The organism is Janthinobacterium sp. GW821-FHT03C08 (assembly GCF_059420905.1).
Genome location: NZ_JBWKUP010000009.1, coordinates 146,310 through 159,559 on the forward strand (window position 1 = coordinate 146,310; position 13,250 = coordinate 159,559).

The window sequence follows — 13,250 nt, forward strand, 5'->3', positions numbered from 1 at the left end:
GCCGCGACCCGCACGCGTGATCACTACGAGGAATGCCGTGCCCGACATCCTAAACTATCTGATCCATCTTTTACTGGCCGCCGCGCTGCTGATTGTATTTTTTATCATCTATACGCGCGTCACGCCGTACGACGAAGTGCGGCTGATCCGCCAGGGCAACCAGGCGGCGGCGCTGTCGCTGGGCGGCGCGCTGCTGGGCTTTTCCGCCACCATCGCCTCGTCGCTGATGCACACGGCCGACTATCAGCAGTTCTTCGCCTGGGCCTTCGGCGCCATGGTGGTGCAACTGCTGGCGTACGTGGTCACCACGCGCCTGCTGCGCATGTCGAAGGACCAGATCGAATCGAACAACAGCGCCTTCGGCGGCCTGCTGGCCGCCATTTCGCTGTCGATCGGCGCCATCAACGCCGCCTGCATTTCCTGACACCGCGTCATCTTATTCAAGGATATTCATCATGAGCCTCGGCAGCTTTATCAAGAAACAGTTTATCGACGTACTGCAGTGGAACGAAGAGACGGACGGCGTGCTGGCCTGGCGCTTCCCCATGCAGGATTTCGAGATCCAGAACGGCGCCATCCTGAATGTGCGCGAATCGCAGGTGGCCGTCTTCGTCAACGAAGGCAAGATCGCCGACGTCTTCGGTCCCGGCACGCACAAGCTGACGACGCAAACCCTGCCGCTACTGACCAACCTGAAAAACTGGGACAAGCTGTTCGATTCACCGTTCAAGTCGGATGTGTATTACTTCAGCACGCGCGTACAGACGGGCCGCAAGTGGGGCACGCCGCAGCCGATCACCATCCGCGACAAGGATTTCGACATGATCCGCGTGCGCGCCTTCGGCATGTACTCGTACCGCATCGCCGACGCCCGCACCTTCTTTACCGAAATCAGCGGCACGCGCGAGGTCTACACGCGCGACGAGGTGGAAGATCAGCTGCGCGGCATTTTGATGTCGAGCATGGCCAGTTCCCTGGGCGGGGCGAATGTTCCCTTCCTCGACATGGCGGCCAACCAGGCGCTGATGGCGCAGGAAGTCAAGGATGGCCTGGCGCAGGCGTTTGCCCGCTATGGCGTGGGCCTCGATGAATTCAACGTGGCCAGCATCAGCCTGCCCGAGGAATTGCAGGCGGCGCTGGACGAGCGTATTTCCGCCGGCATGAAGGGCGGCCTGGGCGCAGACAAGATGAGCGGCTACACCAAATTCCAGGTGGCCAACGCGATCCCGCTGGCGGCGCAGAATGAAGGGGGCATGGCCGGCATCGGCGCGGGCCTCGGTGCCGGGCTGTCGATCGGCCAGGTGATGGCGCAAAGCATGGGCGGCGCGCTGCAGCAGCCTGCTCCCGCCCCTGCCGCACCGCCGGCCCCTGCGGAAGAGCCGATCGAGGCGCGCCTGGAAAAGCTCAAGGGCCTGCTCGACAAGGGTCTCATTTCGCCAGCCGACTACGACGGCGCCAAGGCTGAACTGCTGAAAAAACTGATCGGCTGATTAGAGCGAAATACGACTGCATGCAAACTGTTTCCTGTCCCAGCTGCGGCGCGGAAGTTCACTTCCGCTCGCATGCTTCCGTGCTCGCCGTGTGCGAGTACTGCCACAGCACCATTCTGAAGGACGCCGACTCTGTCAAGGACGTGGGCAAGATGTCGGCCGTCCTGGAAGACTATACACCGATCCAGATCGGCACGGCCGGCGTCTACGATGGCCGACACTTCACCGTCGTCGGGCGCATCCAGCAGCGCTATAGCGCCGGCACGTGGAATGAGTGGTATGTGCTGTTCGATGACGCCAGCACGGCCTGGCTGGGCGACTCGTCCGGCCTGTACACCATGACGCGCGAACGCGCCACGCAAGACGCCCTGCCCGCCTTTGGCGAATTGGCACCGGGCAAACGCTATGCGATCTGCGGCGAGCCCTACACGGCTGCCGAGATCCGCAACGCCGAATGCATCGCCGGCCAGGGAGAATTGCCGTTCAAGGTGGGCGCCGGCTGGCGCATTCAGGTGGCGGACTTCCGCAACTACGCCAGCTTTGTCACGCTCGACTACACGGATGGACCGCACCCCGTCGTCTACCAGGGCGTGGCCGTCACGCTGGAAGGATTGCAGTGCCAGCTGCTGCGCGACGACGATGCCATCGCCAAAAGCGCCGGCAAGTACCGTGGCAAGCTCGATGCGCTCGACTGCCCTTCCTGCGGCAGCGGCATCAAGTACATCCCGGGCGCGGCGGCGCAGCTGGTCTGCCCCGCCTGCCACGCCCAGCTCGACGCCAGCGGCCCGGAAGCACAGGTGCTGGCCATCGCCAAGCAGGTGCACGACAACGTCGACATCAGCCTGGAACTGGGCGCCAGCGCGAAGATCAACAATGCCGACTTCACCGTCATCGGCATGATGCGTCGCGCGGACGACGAGGGCAGCGAGTGGAATGAATACCTGCTGTACGGTGCGCGCGCCGGCTTCTTCTGGCTGGTGGAGACGGACGACGGCTGGTCGCGCTCCAACGTGCTGCCGAACTGGCCCACCTGGCCGTCCACGGATGCCGACCGGTGCGCGCTCGATGGCGCCACCTATGCCAAGCTGTATGACTACGGTTCGCAGGTGGTGTATGCGGCGGGCGCCTTCAACTGGAAGGTGACGGTCGGCGACAGCACACGAGTCTATGAATTCGAACAGGGGCAGACCAAACTGGCGGCGGAAATCACCGAAGAAGAGATGACCTGGTCACGCTCCGTGCCCGTCGCCTACGACCAGATGAGCGCCTGGTTCGGCGCCGCCTTCCATGGCGTGGCCACTGGCCGCAACATCAAGCTCAGTCACACGCAGACCGCCAGGATCTTCATCGCCATCGTGCTGGTCCTGAACGCGATCCCGATGTTTGTCTCGTTTTCCAGCACCTTGCTATGGAGTGTGCTGGGCTGCCTGGCGCTGTTCCTGCCGGCCGTTTTCCTCGACAAGAATGCAAAGAATCCCCCATGAGTAAATATGTGATCTACGCGCTGATGGTGACCTTCACCGTCACGACCTCCAACTGGGTGCGCATGTTCATGCTGACCAGCAGCGCCATGCGCAGTACCAGCACGAACACTGGCGGCAGCAGCTGGAGTTCGCGCACGGGCACCGGCGGCGGCAGCTACGGCGGCGGTTATGGCGGAGGCTCGGGCGGCGGCGGCGGGAGCCACAAATAAGCATGGCATCCACAGCGCATCTGCCCCTGGGTACCCATCTTCTGGCCGACCTGTCTGGCATTCGTGCAGAGCGCCTGCGCGACTGCGACGCGCTCGAACGCCTGCTGCGCGAAGCCGCCGTCGCGGCTGGCGCACAGGTGCTGCACGGCCATTTCCACAGCTTTGGCCCGGGCCAGGGCATCACGGGCGTGCTGTTGCTGGCCGAATCGCACATTTCCATCCACACCTGGCCGGAATGCAGCTTTGCCGCCGTGGATATCTTCATGTGCGGTGCGGCCCAGCCGCAACGGGCGCTGGACATCGTCAAGGATGCGCTGCAGGCGACGCAGTGCCAGTTGCAATCCGTGCGGCGCGCGCCGCCCTCATCTCCGTCCCCCAACTGAAAGCCCCCATGCAAGACGCCTTGATCACCACCGCCTTCACCCTGCCCGGCCAGCGCATCGTCAGCAACCTTGGTGTCGTGCGCGGCATTACCGTGCGCTCGCGCTCCATCGTCGGCAATTTCTTTGGCGGCATCCAGTCACTGTTCGGCGGCAATATCACCATCTATACAACCTTGTGCGAACGGGCGCGCGCTGACGCGTATCAGCTCATGTGCGACCACGCGCGCGCCATGGGAGCCAACGCCATCATCGGCATGCGCTACGACGCCACGGACGTCATGGCCGGCATCACGGAAGTGTTGTGCTATGGCACGGCCGTCATCGTCGAAGCGGAAGCCTGAGTTCACTGGTGGATCAGGTGGGGATCGCTTACACTGTCGGCTCATTCTCCAACCGTGATTCCCATGCGCCGCTCCGCCCTTCTTGCCCTGCCCCTGCTGCTGCTGGTCTCCGCCTGCAATGACTACACGGCACCCAGCCTGTACCAGGCGACCACGCCCGAGTGCAAGACATGGACGGAAGGTTCGCGCTTCGAGCTGCCGCGCGGCATCAGCGTATATGCCACGCCCCCCATCACATTGAAGGAAGGCGGCACGGAACTGGCGCTGATCTTCACCTTGCCCATCGGTACCCAGGCCAGCTTCACGCGCCTGTCCTTCCTGCTGGAAGAACCGCACCAGGAACCGTTCGCCGAGGCCAAGGTGCTGACCATCTATCAGCGCGGCATGAACCGCAAGGCGGAAATCGTCGACGTCATCGAAACGTTGCCCATCATGTTTTCCGCCGTGGGCTCCAGCGCCGAGACCCAGTGGCGGCTGCGCCTGCAACTGCCGCGCCAGTTGCCGCAGCGCTTTGACCTGTCGATGCCCGACATGCTCATCGGCGGCAAGCGCTATCCCGTGCGCACGTTTACCTACCGCTATTTCCCCGAGCGCAGCGCGTACGGCATGTGCAGCTGATGTTGACGGCGGCTCACGCCGCTGGCACACTGGCGTTTTCCATCACACAACAGGAGTAGACAACATGCGCCATTCGGATACTGCCGTGCTGTCGGCTGCCTGATCACTACCGTTCCAGTCTGCATTCATACTGTACTGATCCTGTTGTTCCCTTGCGCGTGATCGCGTAGCCGACTTCCCCTTCTTTCGTGCCAGTCATGCCGACTGGCGGTGCCTGCACGCGCAGGCGACATGTCCGCACGCGGACGACAGAATACGGAATCACGCTACCATGATCGCATTCGATTTTGCGCAACTACGCCCCATCGGACTGCAGCAAGCCACCGCCAGCGCAGCCGCCCAACTCGACCTCCCTTCTTCCACCGCACAGCTGATGCGCGTGACCGCCGTGCACCGCGACAGCATCGTCGTGCACGACGGCAGCCAGGAACACCCGGCGCATATCCTGCCGCGCCTGCTGCATGACTTGCAGTCACAGGACACCGTGCTGGCCGTCGGCGACTGGGTCGCCAGCGAAGCCGATGTGCGCGGCGCGCTGTGGATAACGGCGCACTTATCCCCAGTCACGCAAATCGCCCGGCGCGGCAATGACGGCCGGCGCCAGGTGCTCGCGAACAATGTCGACACGGCCCTGCTGGTGATGGGACTGGACGCCGACTTCAACCCGCGCCGGCTGGAACGCTATCTGGCCATCGTGCTGGCTGCCCGGGTCAGCCCCGTGGTGGTGCTCAGCAAGGCCGACGTGGCCGACGACGTGGCGGGCAAGCTGACCCAGCTCAAACAGCGCCTGCCATCCCACGTGCCCCTGTTTGCCGTCGATACGCGCCATGCGTATGACGTGGCCATCCTGGAACCCTGGCTGGATGCGGGCCAGACCCTGGTGCTGCTCGGTTCATCGGGCGCCGGCAAGTCCAGCCTGACCAATACCCTGTGCGCGGCGGGGCAATCGACACAGGGCGTGCGCCACGGCGATGGCCGCGGCCGCCACACGACGACGGCCCGCTCGCTGCACCTGTGTGCGGGCGGCGCCTGCATCATCGATACACCAGGCTTGCGCAGCTGGCAGGCCGACGCCGGTGCCGAGACCCTGGCGGCCACCTTCGACGACATTGCGGCACTCGCTGCCACGTGCCAGTTCCGCGATTGCCGGCATGCGAGCGAACCGGGTTGCGCCGTGCGCGGCGCCGTCGATGCGGACCGCCTGCGCAATTATCACAAGCTGCTGCGCGACGCGCGGCGCAGCGAAGCAACGCCGCTCGAACGCATCAGCGCGCGCGCCAGGTGGAAGACGATACTCAAGGCAGGACAGGCAAGGAGCAGGCAGAAGCGCCAGGAATAGTCGTCAAAAGTAGGCATAAAAAAAGGCAGCCCGAAGGCTGCCTTTGTGTGCGGCGCAAAGAATTAAATCTTGCGCAGCTTCTGGATCGCTGCCAGCTGCGCAATTGCGCTGGCCAGCTCGGCTTGCGCTTGCGCGTAGTCGATGCCCGAATCCTTGTTGTGGATATTTTCTTCCGCCAACTTCTTCGCTTCCAGCGCTTTCGCTTCGTCGAGGTCGTGACCGCGGATCGCGGTATCGGCCAGGACGGTCACGGTATCCGGTTGCACTTCCAGCAGGCCGCCGGCAACGAAGACGAACTCTTCTTCAGCCTGGCCGACTACCTTGATGCGGACCGCGCCCGGACGGATGCGGGTAATCAAAGGCGTGTGGCGTGGGTAGATACCCAGCTCGCCCTGCTCACCCGGCAACGCGACGAATTCTGCTTCGCCTGAAAAAATCAGTTCTTCAGCGGAAACCACGTCAACGTGAATTGTGTGTGCCATGTGTGTCCTATCGGGTTGAAGAACCCCGCCGTGTGACGGGCGGGGTTAGGCCCAGACTTAACTTAGTTAAGTTTCTTGGCTTTTTCGATTGCTTCTTCGATCGTGCCGACCATGTAGAACGCTTGTTCCGGCAGGTGATCGAGTTCGCCCGAAGCGATCATTTTGAAGCCCTTGATCGTGTCTTTGAGCGAAACGTATTTACCAGGCGCGCCGGTAAAGACTTCAGCGACGTGGAAAGGCTGCGACAGGAAACGCTGCATCTTACGTGCGCGGGCAACCAGCAGTTTGTCTTCCGGTGCCAGCTCGTCCATACCCAGAATCGCGATAATGTCGCGCAATTCCTTGTAGCGTTGCAGGGTCGTTTGCACGGCACGCGCGGTGTCATAGTGCTCTTGACCAACGATCAACGGATCGAGCTGACGCGAGGTCGAATCCAGTGGGTCCACGGCTGGGTAGATACCCAGGGAAGCGATGTCACGCGACAGCGCAACGGTCGAATCCAAGTGAGCAAACGTGGTAGCAGGCGACGGATCGGTGTAATCATCGGCTGGAACGTAGACGGCCTGGATCGAGGTGATCGAACCGGTCTTGGTCGACGTGATACGCTCTTGCAGACGGCCCATTTCTTCGGCCAGGGTCGGTTGGTAACCCACGGCCGACGGCATACGGCCCAGCAGTGCCGACACTTCGGTACCGGCCAGGGTGAAGCGGTAGATGTTGTCGACGAAGAACAGAACGTCCTTGCCTTCATCACGGAACGATTCAGCGATCGTCAGGCCGGTCAGCGCGACGCGCAGACGGTTACCTGGCGGTTCATTCATCTGACCATAGACCATCGCGACTTTGGAGTTTTCCGGATTTTCCAGATCGACCACTTTCGCATCAGCCATCTCGTGGTAGAAGTCGTTACCTTCACGGGTACGCTCACCCACGCCGGCGAACACGGACACGCCGCTGTGCGCTTTGGCGATGTTGTTAATCAGTTCCATCATGTTCACGGTCTTGCCTACGCCAGCGCCGCCGAACAGACCCACTTTACCGCCTTTTGCAAACGGGCAAACCAGGTCGATCACCTTGATGCCGGTTTCCAGCAGTTCTTGCGATGGCGACAGTTCGTCGTATGCAGGAGCGGTGCGGTGGATCGACGCGATCTGCTCGTGCGACACGGGGCCGCATTCGTCGATCGGGTTGCCCAGCACGTCCATGATGCGACCCAGGGTTGCTTTACCGACTGGCACCATGATAGGTTTGCCGGTGTTCTGGATCATCATGCCGCGACGCAGGCCATCGGACGAGCCGAGTGCAATGGTACGGACAATGCCGTCGCCCAACTGCTGTTGTACTTCCAGGGTCAGTTCCGAGCCTGCCATCTTCAAGGCATCAAATACCTTAGGCATCGCGTTGCGGGGAAACTCAACGTCCACCACAGCGCCGATACACTGAACGATTTTGCCATCAGCCATGTTCGTTCCTTCAATATAGTTAAATTCGTTTAAACCGCAGCCGCACCGGCGACGATTTCGGAGAGTTCTTTGGTAATCGCAGCTTGGCGGGTCTTGTTGTAGATCAGCTTCAATTCGCCGATCACACTACCCGCGTTGTCGCTTGCAGCTTTCATCGCGACCATCCGTGCCGATTGCTCGGACGCCAGATTCTCCGCGACTGCCTGGTACACCAGCGCTTCTACATAGCGCTCCAGCAATTCGTCGATGATGCTTTGTGCATCCGGCTCGTAGATGTAATCCCACGAGTGTGCGCTCTTGTCGGCGACCATCTTGTCGGCCGTCAATGGCAGCAACTGTTCGACCACTGGTTCCTGCTTCATCGTGTTGATGAATTTGGTGTAGCACAGGTACACTGCGTCGAGCTTGCCAGCCTGGAACTCTTCGAGCATGACCTTGACAGGTCCGATCAATTTATCCAGGTGGGGCGTATCACCAGTTTGAATGGCAGAAGCGACGATCTTGACGCCGATGCGATTCAAAAAACCCAAACCCTTGTTACCGATGGCAACTGCTTCAACCCGGTTGCCAGCTGCTTCCAGCTCGCGCGACTTCGACGTCACCTGGCGCAGGATGTTGGTATTCATGCCGCCGCACAGACCCTTGTCGGTCGTGACAACGATGAAACCCACTGCCTTCGCTTGCGTACCCTGGGCAGCTGCCAGGAACGGGTGCGTGTATTCCGGATTGGCGGTCGCCAGATTGGCGGCGATATTCCGAATCTTGTCACTGTAGGGACGGGCGGCCCGCATCCGGTCTTGCGCCTTGCGCATTTTGGACGCGGCGACCATTTCCATCGCCTTGGTGATCTTCTTCGTATTCTCTACGCTCTTGATCTTGCCTCGTATCTCTTTGCTTGATGCCATGAGTCCTTACTCCTTCTGCGCGTAGGGCGGCGCCTCACTCGAGGTGGGCGCCGCCTGGCCGCTTAATATGCGCCGGATTTCTTGAAATCAGCAATGGCCGCCGACAGAGTTGCTTCGCTGTCTTTGTCGAGTTGCTTGGTTTCTTCGATCTTGGCCAGCAGAGCAGCTTGCTTGGTCTTCATGTAAGCGTGGACACCAGCTTCGAACGACAACACTTGCTTGACTGGCACGTCGTCCATGAAGCCTTTGTTCACCGAGAACAGCGATACGGCCATCAGCGAGATCGACAGTGGCGAGTACTGGGCTTGCTTCAGCAATTCCGTTACGCGGGCACCGCGGTCCAGCTGCTTGCGGGTCGATTCATCCAGGTCCGAAGCGAACTGCGCAAACGCGGCCAGTTCACGGTACTGCGCCAAGTCGGTACGGATACCGCCGGACAGGTTTTTGATGACCTTGGTCTGGGCGGCGCCACCGACACGCGATACGGAAATACCGGCGTTAATTGCAGGACGGATACCGGCGTTGAACAGCGAGGTTTCCAGGAAGATCTGACCGTCGGTAATCGAAATCACGTTGGTTGGCACGAATGCGGACACGTCGCCAGCTTGCGTTTCAATGATCGGCAGTGCCGTCAGGGAACCGGTCTTGCCTTTGACGGCGCCGTCGGTGAACTTCTCGACGTAGTCGGCGTTCACGCGTGCTGCGCGTTCCAGCAGGCGGCTGTGCAGGTAGAACACGTCGCCTGGGTACGCTTCGCGACCTGGTGGACGGCGCAGCAGCAGCGAGATTTGACGGTATGCAACAGCTTGTTTGGACAGATCATCGTAGACGATCAGTGCATCTTCACCGCGGTCACGGAAGTATTCGCCCATGGCGCAACCGGAGTACGGCGAGATGTATTGCATGGCGGCCGATTCCGAAGCGGAAGCGGCGACAACGATGGTGTATTCCATCGCGCCGTGCTGTTCCAGCGAGCGCACGATGTTCTTGATCGACGAGGCTTTCTGGCCAATCGCGACGTAGATACATTTCATGCCCTGGCCTTTTTGATTGATGATCGCATCAATCGCCACGGCCGACTTGCCGGTTTGACGGTCGCCGATGATCAGTTCGCGCTGGCCGCGGCCAACTGGAACCATCGCATCGATCGACTTCAGGCCGGTTTGCATCGGTTGCGACACGGATTCACGGGCGATCACGCCCGGGGCGATTTTTTCAATCGCGGCCGTCAGTTTGGTTTCGATGGCGCCTTTGCCGTCGATCGGCTGGCCCAGTGCGTTGACCACGCGGCCGAGCAGCTCAGGACCGACTGGCACTTCCAGAATGCGGCCGGTGCATTTCACCGTGTCGCCTTCGGAGATGTGCTCGTAGGCACCCAGAATCACGGAACCGACGGAGTCGCGTTCCAGATTCATTGCCAGGCCAAAGGTGTTGCCTGGGAATTCCAGCATCTCGCCTTGCATCACGTCCGACAAACCGTGGATGCGGCAGATACCGTCGGCGACGGAAATAACCGTGCCTTGATTACGCACTTCAGCGCCGCCGTCAAGACCTTGGATCCGGCTCTTGATCAACTCGCTGATTTCAGATGGGTTGAGTTGCATACTAACTCCTAAAAGTGTTTCTCTCAGCTTGCGCGAGGGGTAAGGGTCTGTCTAAGCTGGCCTGCCGAAGCGCGTGTCTTACGACACCAGTGCAGCGTGCAGCTGCTGCAGCTTGGCGCGCACCGAGGTATCGAGCACCTGGTCGCCAACGACCACGCGCACGCCGCCGAGCAGCGATGGATCCACTGTGACGGCAGGGTTGAGCTTACGACTGAATTTCTTTTCCAGCGTTGCGACCAGCTCGGCCGTTTGGCCTTCGCTCAGATCGAAAGCGCTCGTGATCTCGGCGTCAGCCGCACCTTCCAGGCCATTTTTCAAGGCATGGAATTGCGCGCCGATTTCCGGCAGCAGGCTGATGCGGCCATTTTCGATCAACATCGTGACGAAGTTTTTCACTTCCTCATTGAGCGGCGATTTCAACAACGACAGGATGGTGGCGGCGACGTCGCTTTCCGAAACTTTCGGATTGCGCGCGTACGCCTGTACCTCGGGGTGGCTACCGATCTGTGCCAGTTCGGACACCAGTTCGGACCACGCCGCGAGGTTGCTTGACTCCTTACCAGCTTGGGCTACGCGGAACAAAGCTTCCGCGTAGGGACGGGCGACGGTTGCGAGTTCTGCCATGATTACAGCTCGACAGCAAGACGCTGCAACATTTCGGCGTGAGCCGTTGGGTTTACTTCACGCTTCAAGATCTGCTCGGCACCCTTGACAGCCAGGTCAGCCACCTGAGCGCGCAATTGTTCGCGTGCTTTCGACAGTTGCTGTTCGGCGTCCGACTGGGCTTGCGCAATGATACGCGCAGCTTCAGCTTGAGCATTTTGCTTGATCTCTTCAGCAACCAGCTGCGCGCGCTTTTCAGCGTCCGCAACGCGTTGCGAAGCTTCTTCACGTGCACTGTTCAATGCCTCTTGCGCACGCTTTTCAGCGACAGCCATCGAAGCTTGACCTTGATCGGCCGCAGCCAATCCATCCGCGATTCGTTTGGCACGCTCATCCAGCGCATTGTTCAACGCTGGAAATACGAACTTCATCGAGAACCAGACCAACACCGCGAAGGTGATCATCTGGCCGATGAGCGACATATTGATGTCCATACCTTTGCTCCTAACTAAAAGTTTCTCCTAGGGTTGGAGCGAATTACTGAGCAACAGCCGTCAGAGCGGACAGGAACGGGTTAGCGAACGTGTACAGCAGAGCAACACCAACGCCGATCATCGAGATAGCATCCAGCAGACCAGCGATAACGAACAGTTTGGTTTGCAGTTGTGGCATCAGTTCTGGTTGACGTGCCGACGCTTCCAGGAATTTGCCACCCAGAATAGCGAAGCCCAGAGCGGTGCCGATTGCGGCCAGGCCGATGATGATTGCTGCTGCCAGAACGGTCATGCTTTGTACTTGTGCGATCAGAGCTTGCATAAAATTCTCCTAAATTTAAAAACGAAAGATACTAAAAAAACAAAATATAAAGTCGATGATTAATGTTTCTCAACCGCAAGGCTCAGATACACAACCGTCAACGCCATAAACACAAAAGCTTGCAAAGTTACAATCAAGATATGGAAAATTGCCCATGGACCACCCAACGCCCACTGTGCCCACCAAGGCAACAACGCGATCAAGATGAAAATCAGTTCGCCGGCATACATATTGCCGAACAGTCGCAGCGACAGGGAGATCAGTTTGGCAACCAACTCAACCATTTGCAGCAGGAAATTGACAGGTGCCAGGGCGATCGTGCCGATCAGGCCGCTCGCATGGAACGGTGCCGTGAACAGTTCCTTGATCCAGCCGCCCAGGCCCTTGGCCTTGATCGAGAAGGCGATCACGCACAGCACGACCGACAGCGACATGGCGAAGGTGTGGTTGACGTCGGCGGTCGGCACGGCACGCAGTTTATGCACGCCAAACCAACTCAGGATCTTCGGCAACAGGTCAACCGGCAGGAAGTCCATCGCGTTCAACAACCAGACCCACACAAAAATAGTGATGGCCAGCGGTGCGATGACCTTGCTTTTCGCGTGGAAGGCCCCATTAATAGTGTCATTGACGATTTCCATGACCATTTCGACGAAGTTTTGCAACTTGCCAGGCACGCCGGCAGTGGCACGACGCGACGCCATGTAGAAAACAGCCAGGAAAACAAAGCCCAGAATGGCCGAAATCCAGAACGTGTCCAGATTGATGGTACCTTCGGCATTGCGGAGGTGAGCCAGATGGTGGCTGATGTATTCTGTGGCGTTGGCCGGGGCAGCATGGCCCGCTTCAATAGCGTGTTCTGTGGTCATAATGAATTTAGATTTGTCGTTTCAGAGCACAACAGGCCCCAAAACCAATGATTAAACAGCGAGCAATGAAAACCAGTATGCTAAGGTTGCCACCGCGAAACCCAAGATCAGCCATAACCAGGCGGCCGACTGAAACAACACCAGTGCCAATATAAACAGCACCGCTGTGATAAATATTTTCACCACTTCTGCGCGCAAATGCGCCCGGAATGCCTTGTTGGCGTCGCTAGAACCGCGAACGACCAGCATGGCATACACCAGGCTACCGATGACTGCGATAGCGCCGCCGTATGCGGCGGACCAGCCTCTCACACTGCCACCGAAAAACAGGGTGACCGTGGCAAAACTGATAGCGATTGCAAGCTGCAGAGCAACTACTTTGTAGACTGGTTTGGCAATATTTTGTTGTGAATCACTCAATTACCAAGTTCCCAGAAAAATCTACACACGCAAAGACACGGGATTATAGTTGGCTTTGATCTATAGAGTCAAACGCTGCTGCACCGCAGCAGGGCGATTGCTGCGCGAAACTGACGCTTTACCGACTATTCGCCGCCATTTGCACCACTATATGGCAAAGTCGCTTGCCGGGCCGCTTCCAGCCGTGTTATCAAGGAATTATGCAGTGCGCCTGGAAAGCATGG

General features: G+C 59.4%; 17 protein-coding genes. 8 read left to right on the forward strand and 9 right to left on the reverse strand.

The features are described 5' to 3' along the window. The first annotated feature begins 37 nt into the window (after positions 1-37). The 8 genes from AC07VL_RS14675 (at position 38) to rsgA (ending at position 5,864) form a co-directional block, all read left to right on the forward strand. A complete protein-coding gene (locus tag AC07VL_RS14675) occupies positions 38-424 on the forward strand; it encodes a DUF350 domain-containing protein (protein ID WP_494806524.1) in 387 nt (128 codons plus the stop codon). Positions 425-455: 31 nt separating this feature from the next. Then, positions 456-1,490, forward strand: coding sequence for an SPFH domain-containing protein (locus AC07VL_RS14680; protein ID WP_494806525.1), 1,035 nt, complete (start codon positions 456-458; stop codon positions 1,488-1,490). Between the two features lie 20 nt (positions 1,491-1,510). Next, positions 1,511-2,974: a DUF4178 domain-containing protein gene (locus AC07VL_RS14685; protein ID WP_494806526.1), complete on the forward strand. Its 1,464-nt coding sequence runs from the start codon at positions 1,511-1,513 to the stop codon at positions 2,972-2,974. After that, the gene (locus tag AC07VL_RS14690) at positions 2,971-3,183 is read left to right on the forward strand and encodes a hypothetical protein (protein WP_494806527.1); all 213 of its coding nucleotides are present in this window, start codon (positions 2,971-2,973) and stop codon (positions 3,181-3,183) included. Before AC07VL_RS14685 ends, AC07VL_RS14690 begins: the two co-directional genes overlap by 4 nt. Positions 3,184-3,185: 2 nt before the next feature. Beyond that, on the forward strand, positions 3,186-3,566 hold the full coding sequence (gene speD, locus AC07VL_RS14695; protein ID WP_494806528.1) for an adenosylmethionine decarboxylase: 381 nt from the start codon (positions 3,186-3,188) through the stop codon (positions 3,564-3,566). 8 nt (positions 3,567-3,574) lie between these two features. Continuing rightward, positions 3,575-3,907, forward strand: coding sequence for a YbjQ family protein (locus AC07VL_RS14700; RefSeq protein ID WP_494806529.1), 333 nt, complete (start codon positions 3,575-3,577; stop codon positions 3,905-3,907). A gap of 63 nt (positions 3,908-3,970) precedes the next feature. Next, entirely contained in the window at positions 3,971-4,525 is a 555-nt protein-coding gene (locus AC07VL_RS14705) for a hypothetical protein (RefSeq protein WP_494806530.1), read from the forward strand. 271 nt (positions 4,526-4,796) lie between these two features. Continuing rightward, entirely contained in the window at positions 4,797-5,864 is a 1,068-nt protein-coding gene (gene rsgA / locus AC07VL_RS14710) for a ribosome small subunit-dependent GTPase A (protein ID WP_494806531.1), read from the forward strand. A gap of 62 nt (positions 5,865-5,926) precedes the next feature. Here the strand turns inward: rsgA and AC07VL_RS14715 are convergent, their stop codons facing one another. The 9 genes from AC07VL_RS14715 to AC07VL_RS14755 all read right to left on the reverse strand — a co-directional run bounded on the left by AC07VL_RS14715 (position 5,927) and on the right by AC07VL_RS14755 (position 13,026). Beyond that, on the reverse strand, positions 5,927-6,346 hold the full coding sequence (locus tag AC07VL_RS14715; RefSeq protein ID WP_058050961.1) for a F0F1 ATP synthase subunit epsilon: 420 nt from the start codon (positions 6,344-6,346) through the stop codon (positions 5,927-5,929). A 62-nt stretch (positions 6,347-6,408) separates the two neighbouring features. Continuing rightward, positions 6,409-7,809, reverse strand: coding sequence for a F0F1 ATP synthase subunit beta (gene atpD, locus AC07VL_RS14720; protein WP_034752705.1), 1,401 nt, complete (start codon positions 7,807-7,809; stop codon positions 6,409-6,411). A 29-nt stretch (positions 7,810-7,838) separates the two neighbouring features. Continuing rightward, on the reverse strand, positions 7,839-8,714 hold the full coding sequence (gene atpG, locus AC07VL_RS14725; RefSeq protein ID WP_071325905.1) for a F0F1 ATP synthase subunit gamma: 876 nt from the start codon (positions 8,712-8,714) through the stop codon (positions 7,839-7,841). Positions 8,715-8,776: 62 nt separating this feature from the next. Next, positions 8,777-10,318 carry a F0F1 ATP synthase subunit alpha gene (gene atpA / locus AC07VL_RS14730; RefSeq protein WP_034752701.1) on the reverse strand — a complete coding sequence of 514 codons (1,542 nt, stop codon included), beginning with the start codon at positions 10,316-10,318 and terminating at the stop codon, positions 8,777-8,779. Positions 10,319-10,396: 78 nt separating this feature from the next. Next, complete coding sequence (locus AC07VL_RS14735) at positions 10,397-10,942, reverse strand: F0F1 ATP synthase subunit delta (protein ID WP_034752699.1); 546 nt, start codon at positions 10,940-10,942, stop codon at positions 10,397-10,399. 2 nt (positions 10,943-10,944) lie between these two features. Next, positions 10,945-11,415, reverse strand: coding sequence for a F0F1 ATP synthase subunit B (locus AC07VL_RS14740; RefSeq protein ID WP_071325906.1), 471 nt, complete (start codon positions 11,413-11,415; stop codon positions 10,945-10,947). Positions 11,416-11,458: 43 nt separating this feature from the next. Then, positions 11,459-11,737 carry a F0F1 ATP synthase subunit C gene (gene atpE, locus AC07VL_RS14745; protein WP_034752695.1) on the reverse strand — a complete coding sequence of 93 codons (279 nt, stop codon included), beginning with the start codon at positions 11,735-11,737 and terminating at the stop codon, positions 11,459-11,461. Positions 11,738-11,796: 59 nt separating this feature from the next. After that, the gene (gene atpB / locus AC07VL_RS14750; RefSeq protein WP_290601946.1) at positions 11,797-12,606 is read right to left on the reverse strand and encodes a F0F1 ATP synthase subunit A; all 810 of its coding nucleotides are present in this window, start codon (positions 12,604-12,606) and stop codon (positions 11,797-11,799) included. Between the two features lie 51 nt (positions 12,607-12,657). Next, entirely contained in the window at positions 12,658-13,026 is a 369-nt protein-coding gene (locus AC07VL_RS14755; protein ID WP_289887969.1) for an ATP synthase subunit I, read from the reverse strand. Positions 13,027-13,250: the final 224 nt, after the last annotated feature.

Bases quoted from the DNA above. Each gene is read 5' to 3' on its own strand.
- AC07VL_RS14680 (WP_494806525.1), top strand. From the start codon at position 456: ATGAGCCTCGGCAGCTTTATCAAGAAACAGTTTATCGACGTACTGCAG.
- AC07VL_RS14685 (WP_494806526.1), top strand. From the start codon at position 1,511: ATGCAAACTGTTTCCTGTCCCAGCTGCGGCGCGGAAGTTCACTTCCGC.
- AC07VL_RS14690 (WP_494806527.1), top strand. From the start codon at position 2,971: ATGAGTAAATATGTGATCTACGCGCTGATGGTGACCTTCACCGTCACG.
- speD (WP_494806528.1), top strand. From the start codon at position 3,186: ATGGCATCCACAGCGCATCTGCCCCTGGGTACCCATCTTCTGGCCGAC.
- AC07VL_RS14700 (WP_494806529.1), top strand. From the start codon at position 3,575: ATGCAAGACGCCTTGATCACCACCGCCTTCACCCTGCCCGGCCAGCGC.
- AC07VL_RS14705 (WP_494806530.1), top strand. From the start codon at position 3,971: ATGCGCCGCTCCGCCCTTCTTGCCCTGCCCCTGCTGCTGCTGGTCTCC.
- rsgA (WP_494806531.1), top strand. From the start codon at position 4,797: ATGATCGCATTCGATTTTGCGCAACTACGCCCCATCGGACTGCAGCAA.
- AC07VL_RS14715 (WP_058050961.1), bottom strand. From the start codon at position 6,346: ATGGCACACACAATTCACGTTGACGTGGTTTCCGCTGAAGAACTGATT.
- atpD (WP_034752705.1), bottom strand. From the start codon at position 7,809: ATGGCTGATGGCAAAATCGTTCAGTGTATCGGCGCTGTGGTGGACGTT.
- atpG (WP_071325905.1), bottom strand. From the start codon at position 8,714: ATGGCATCAAGCAAAGAGATACGAGGCAAGATCAAGAGCGTAGAGAAT.
- atpA (WP_034752701.1), bottom strand. From the start codon at position 10,318: ATGCAACTCAACCCATCTGAAATCAGCGAGTTGATCAAGAGCCGGATC.
- AC07VL_RS14735 (WP_034752699.1), bottom strand. From the start codon at position 10,942: ATGGCAGAACTCGCAACCGTCGCCCGTCCCTACGCGGAAGCTTTGTTC.
- AC07VL_RS14740 (WP_071325906.1), bottom strand. From the start codon at position 11,415: ATGGACATCAATATGTCGCTCATCGGCCAGATGATCACCTTCGCGGTG.
- atpE (WP_034752695.1), bottom strand. From the start codon at position 11,737: ATGCAAGCTCTGATCGCACAAGTACAAAGCATGACCGTTCTGGCAGCA.
- atpB (WP_290601946.1), bottom strand. From the start codon at position 12,606: ATGACCACAGAACACGCTATTGAAGCGGGCCATGCTGCCCCGGCCAAC.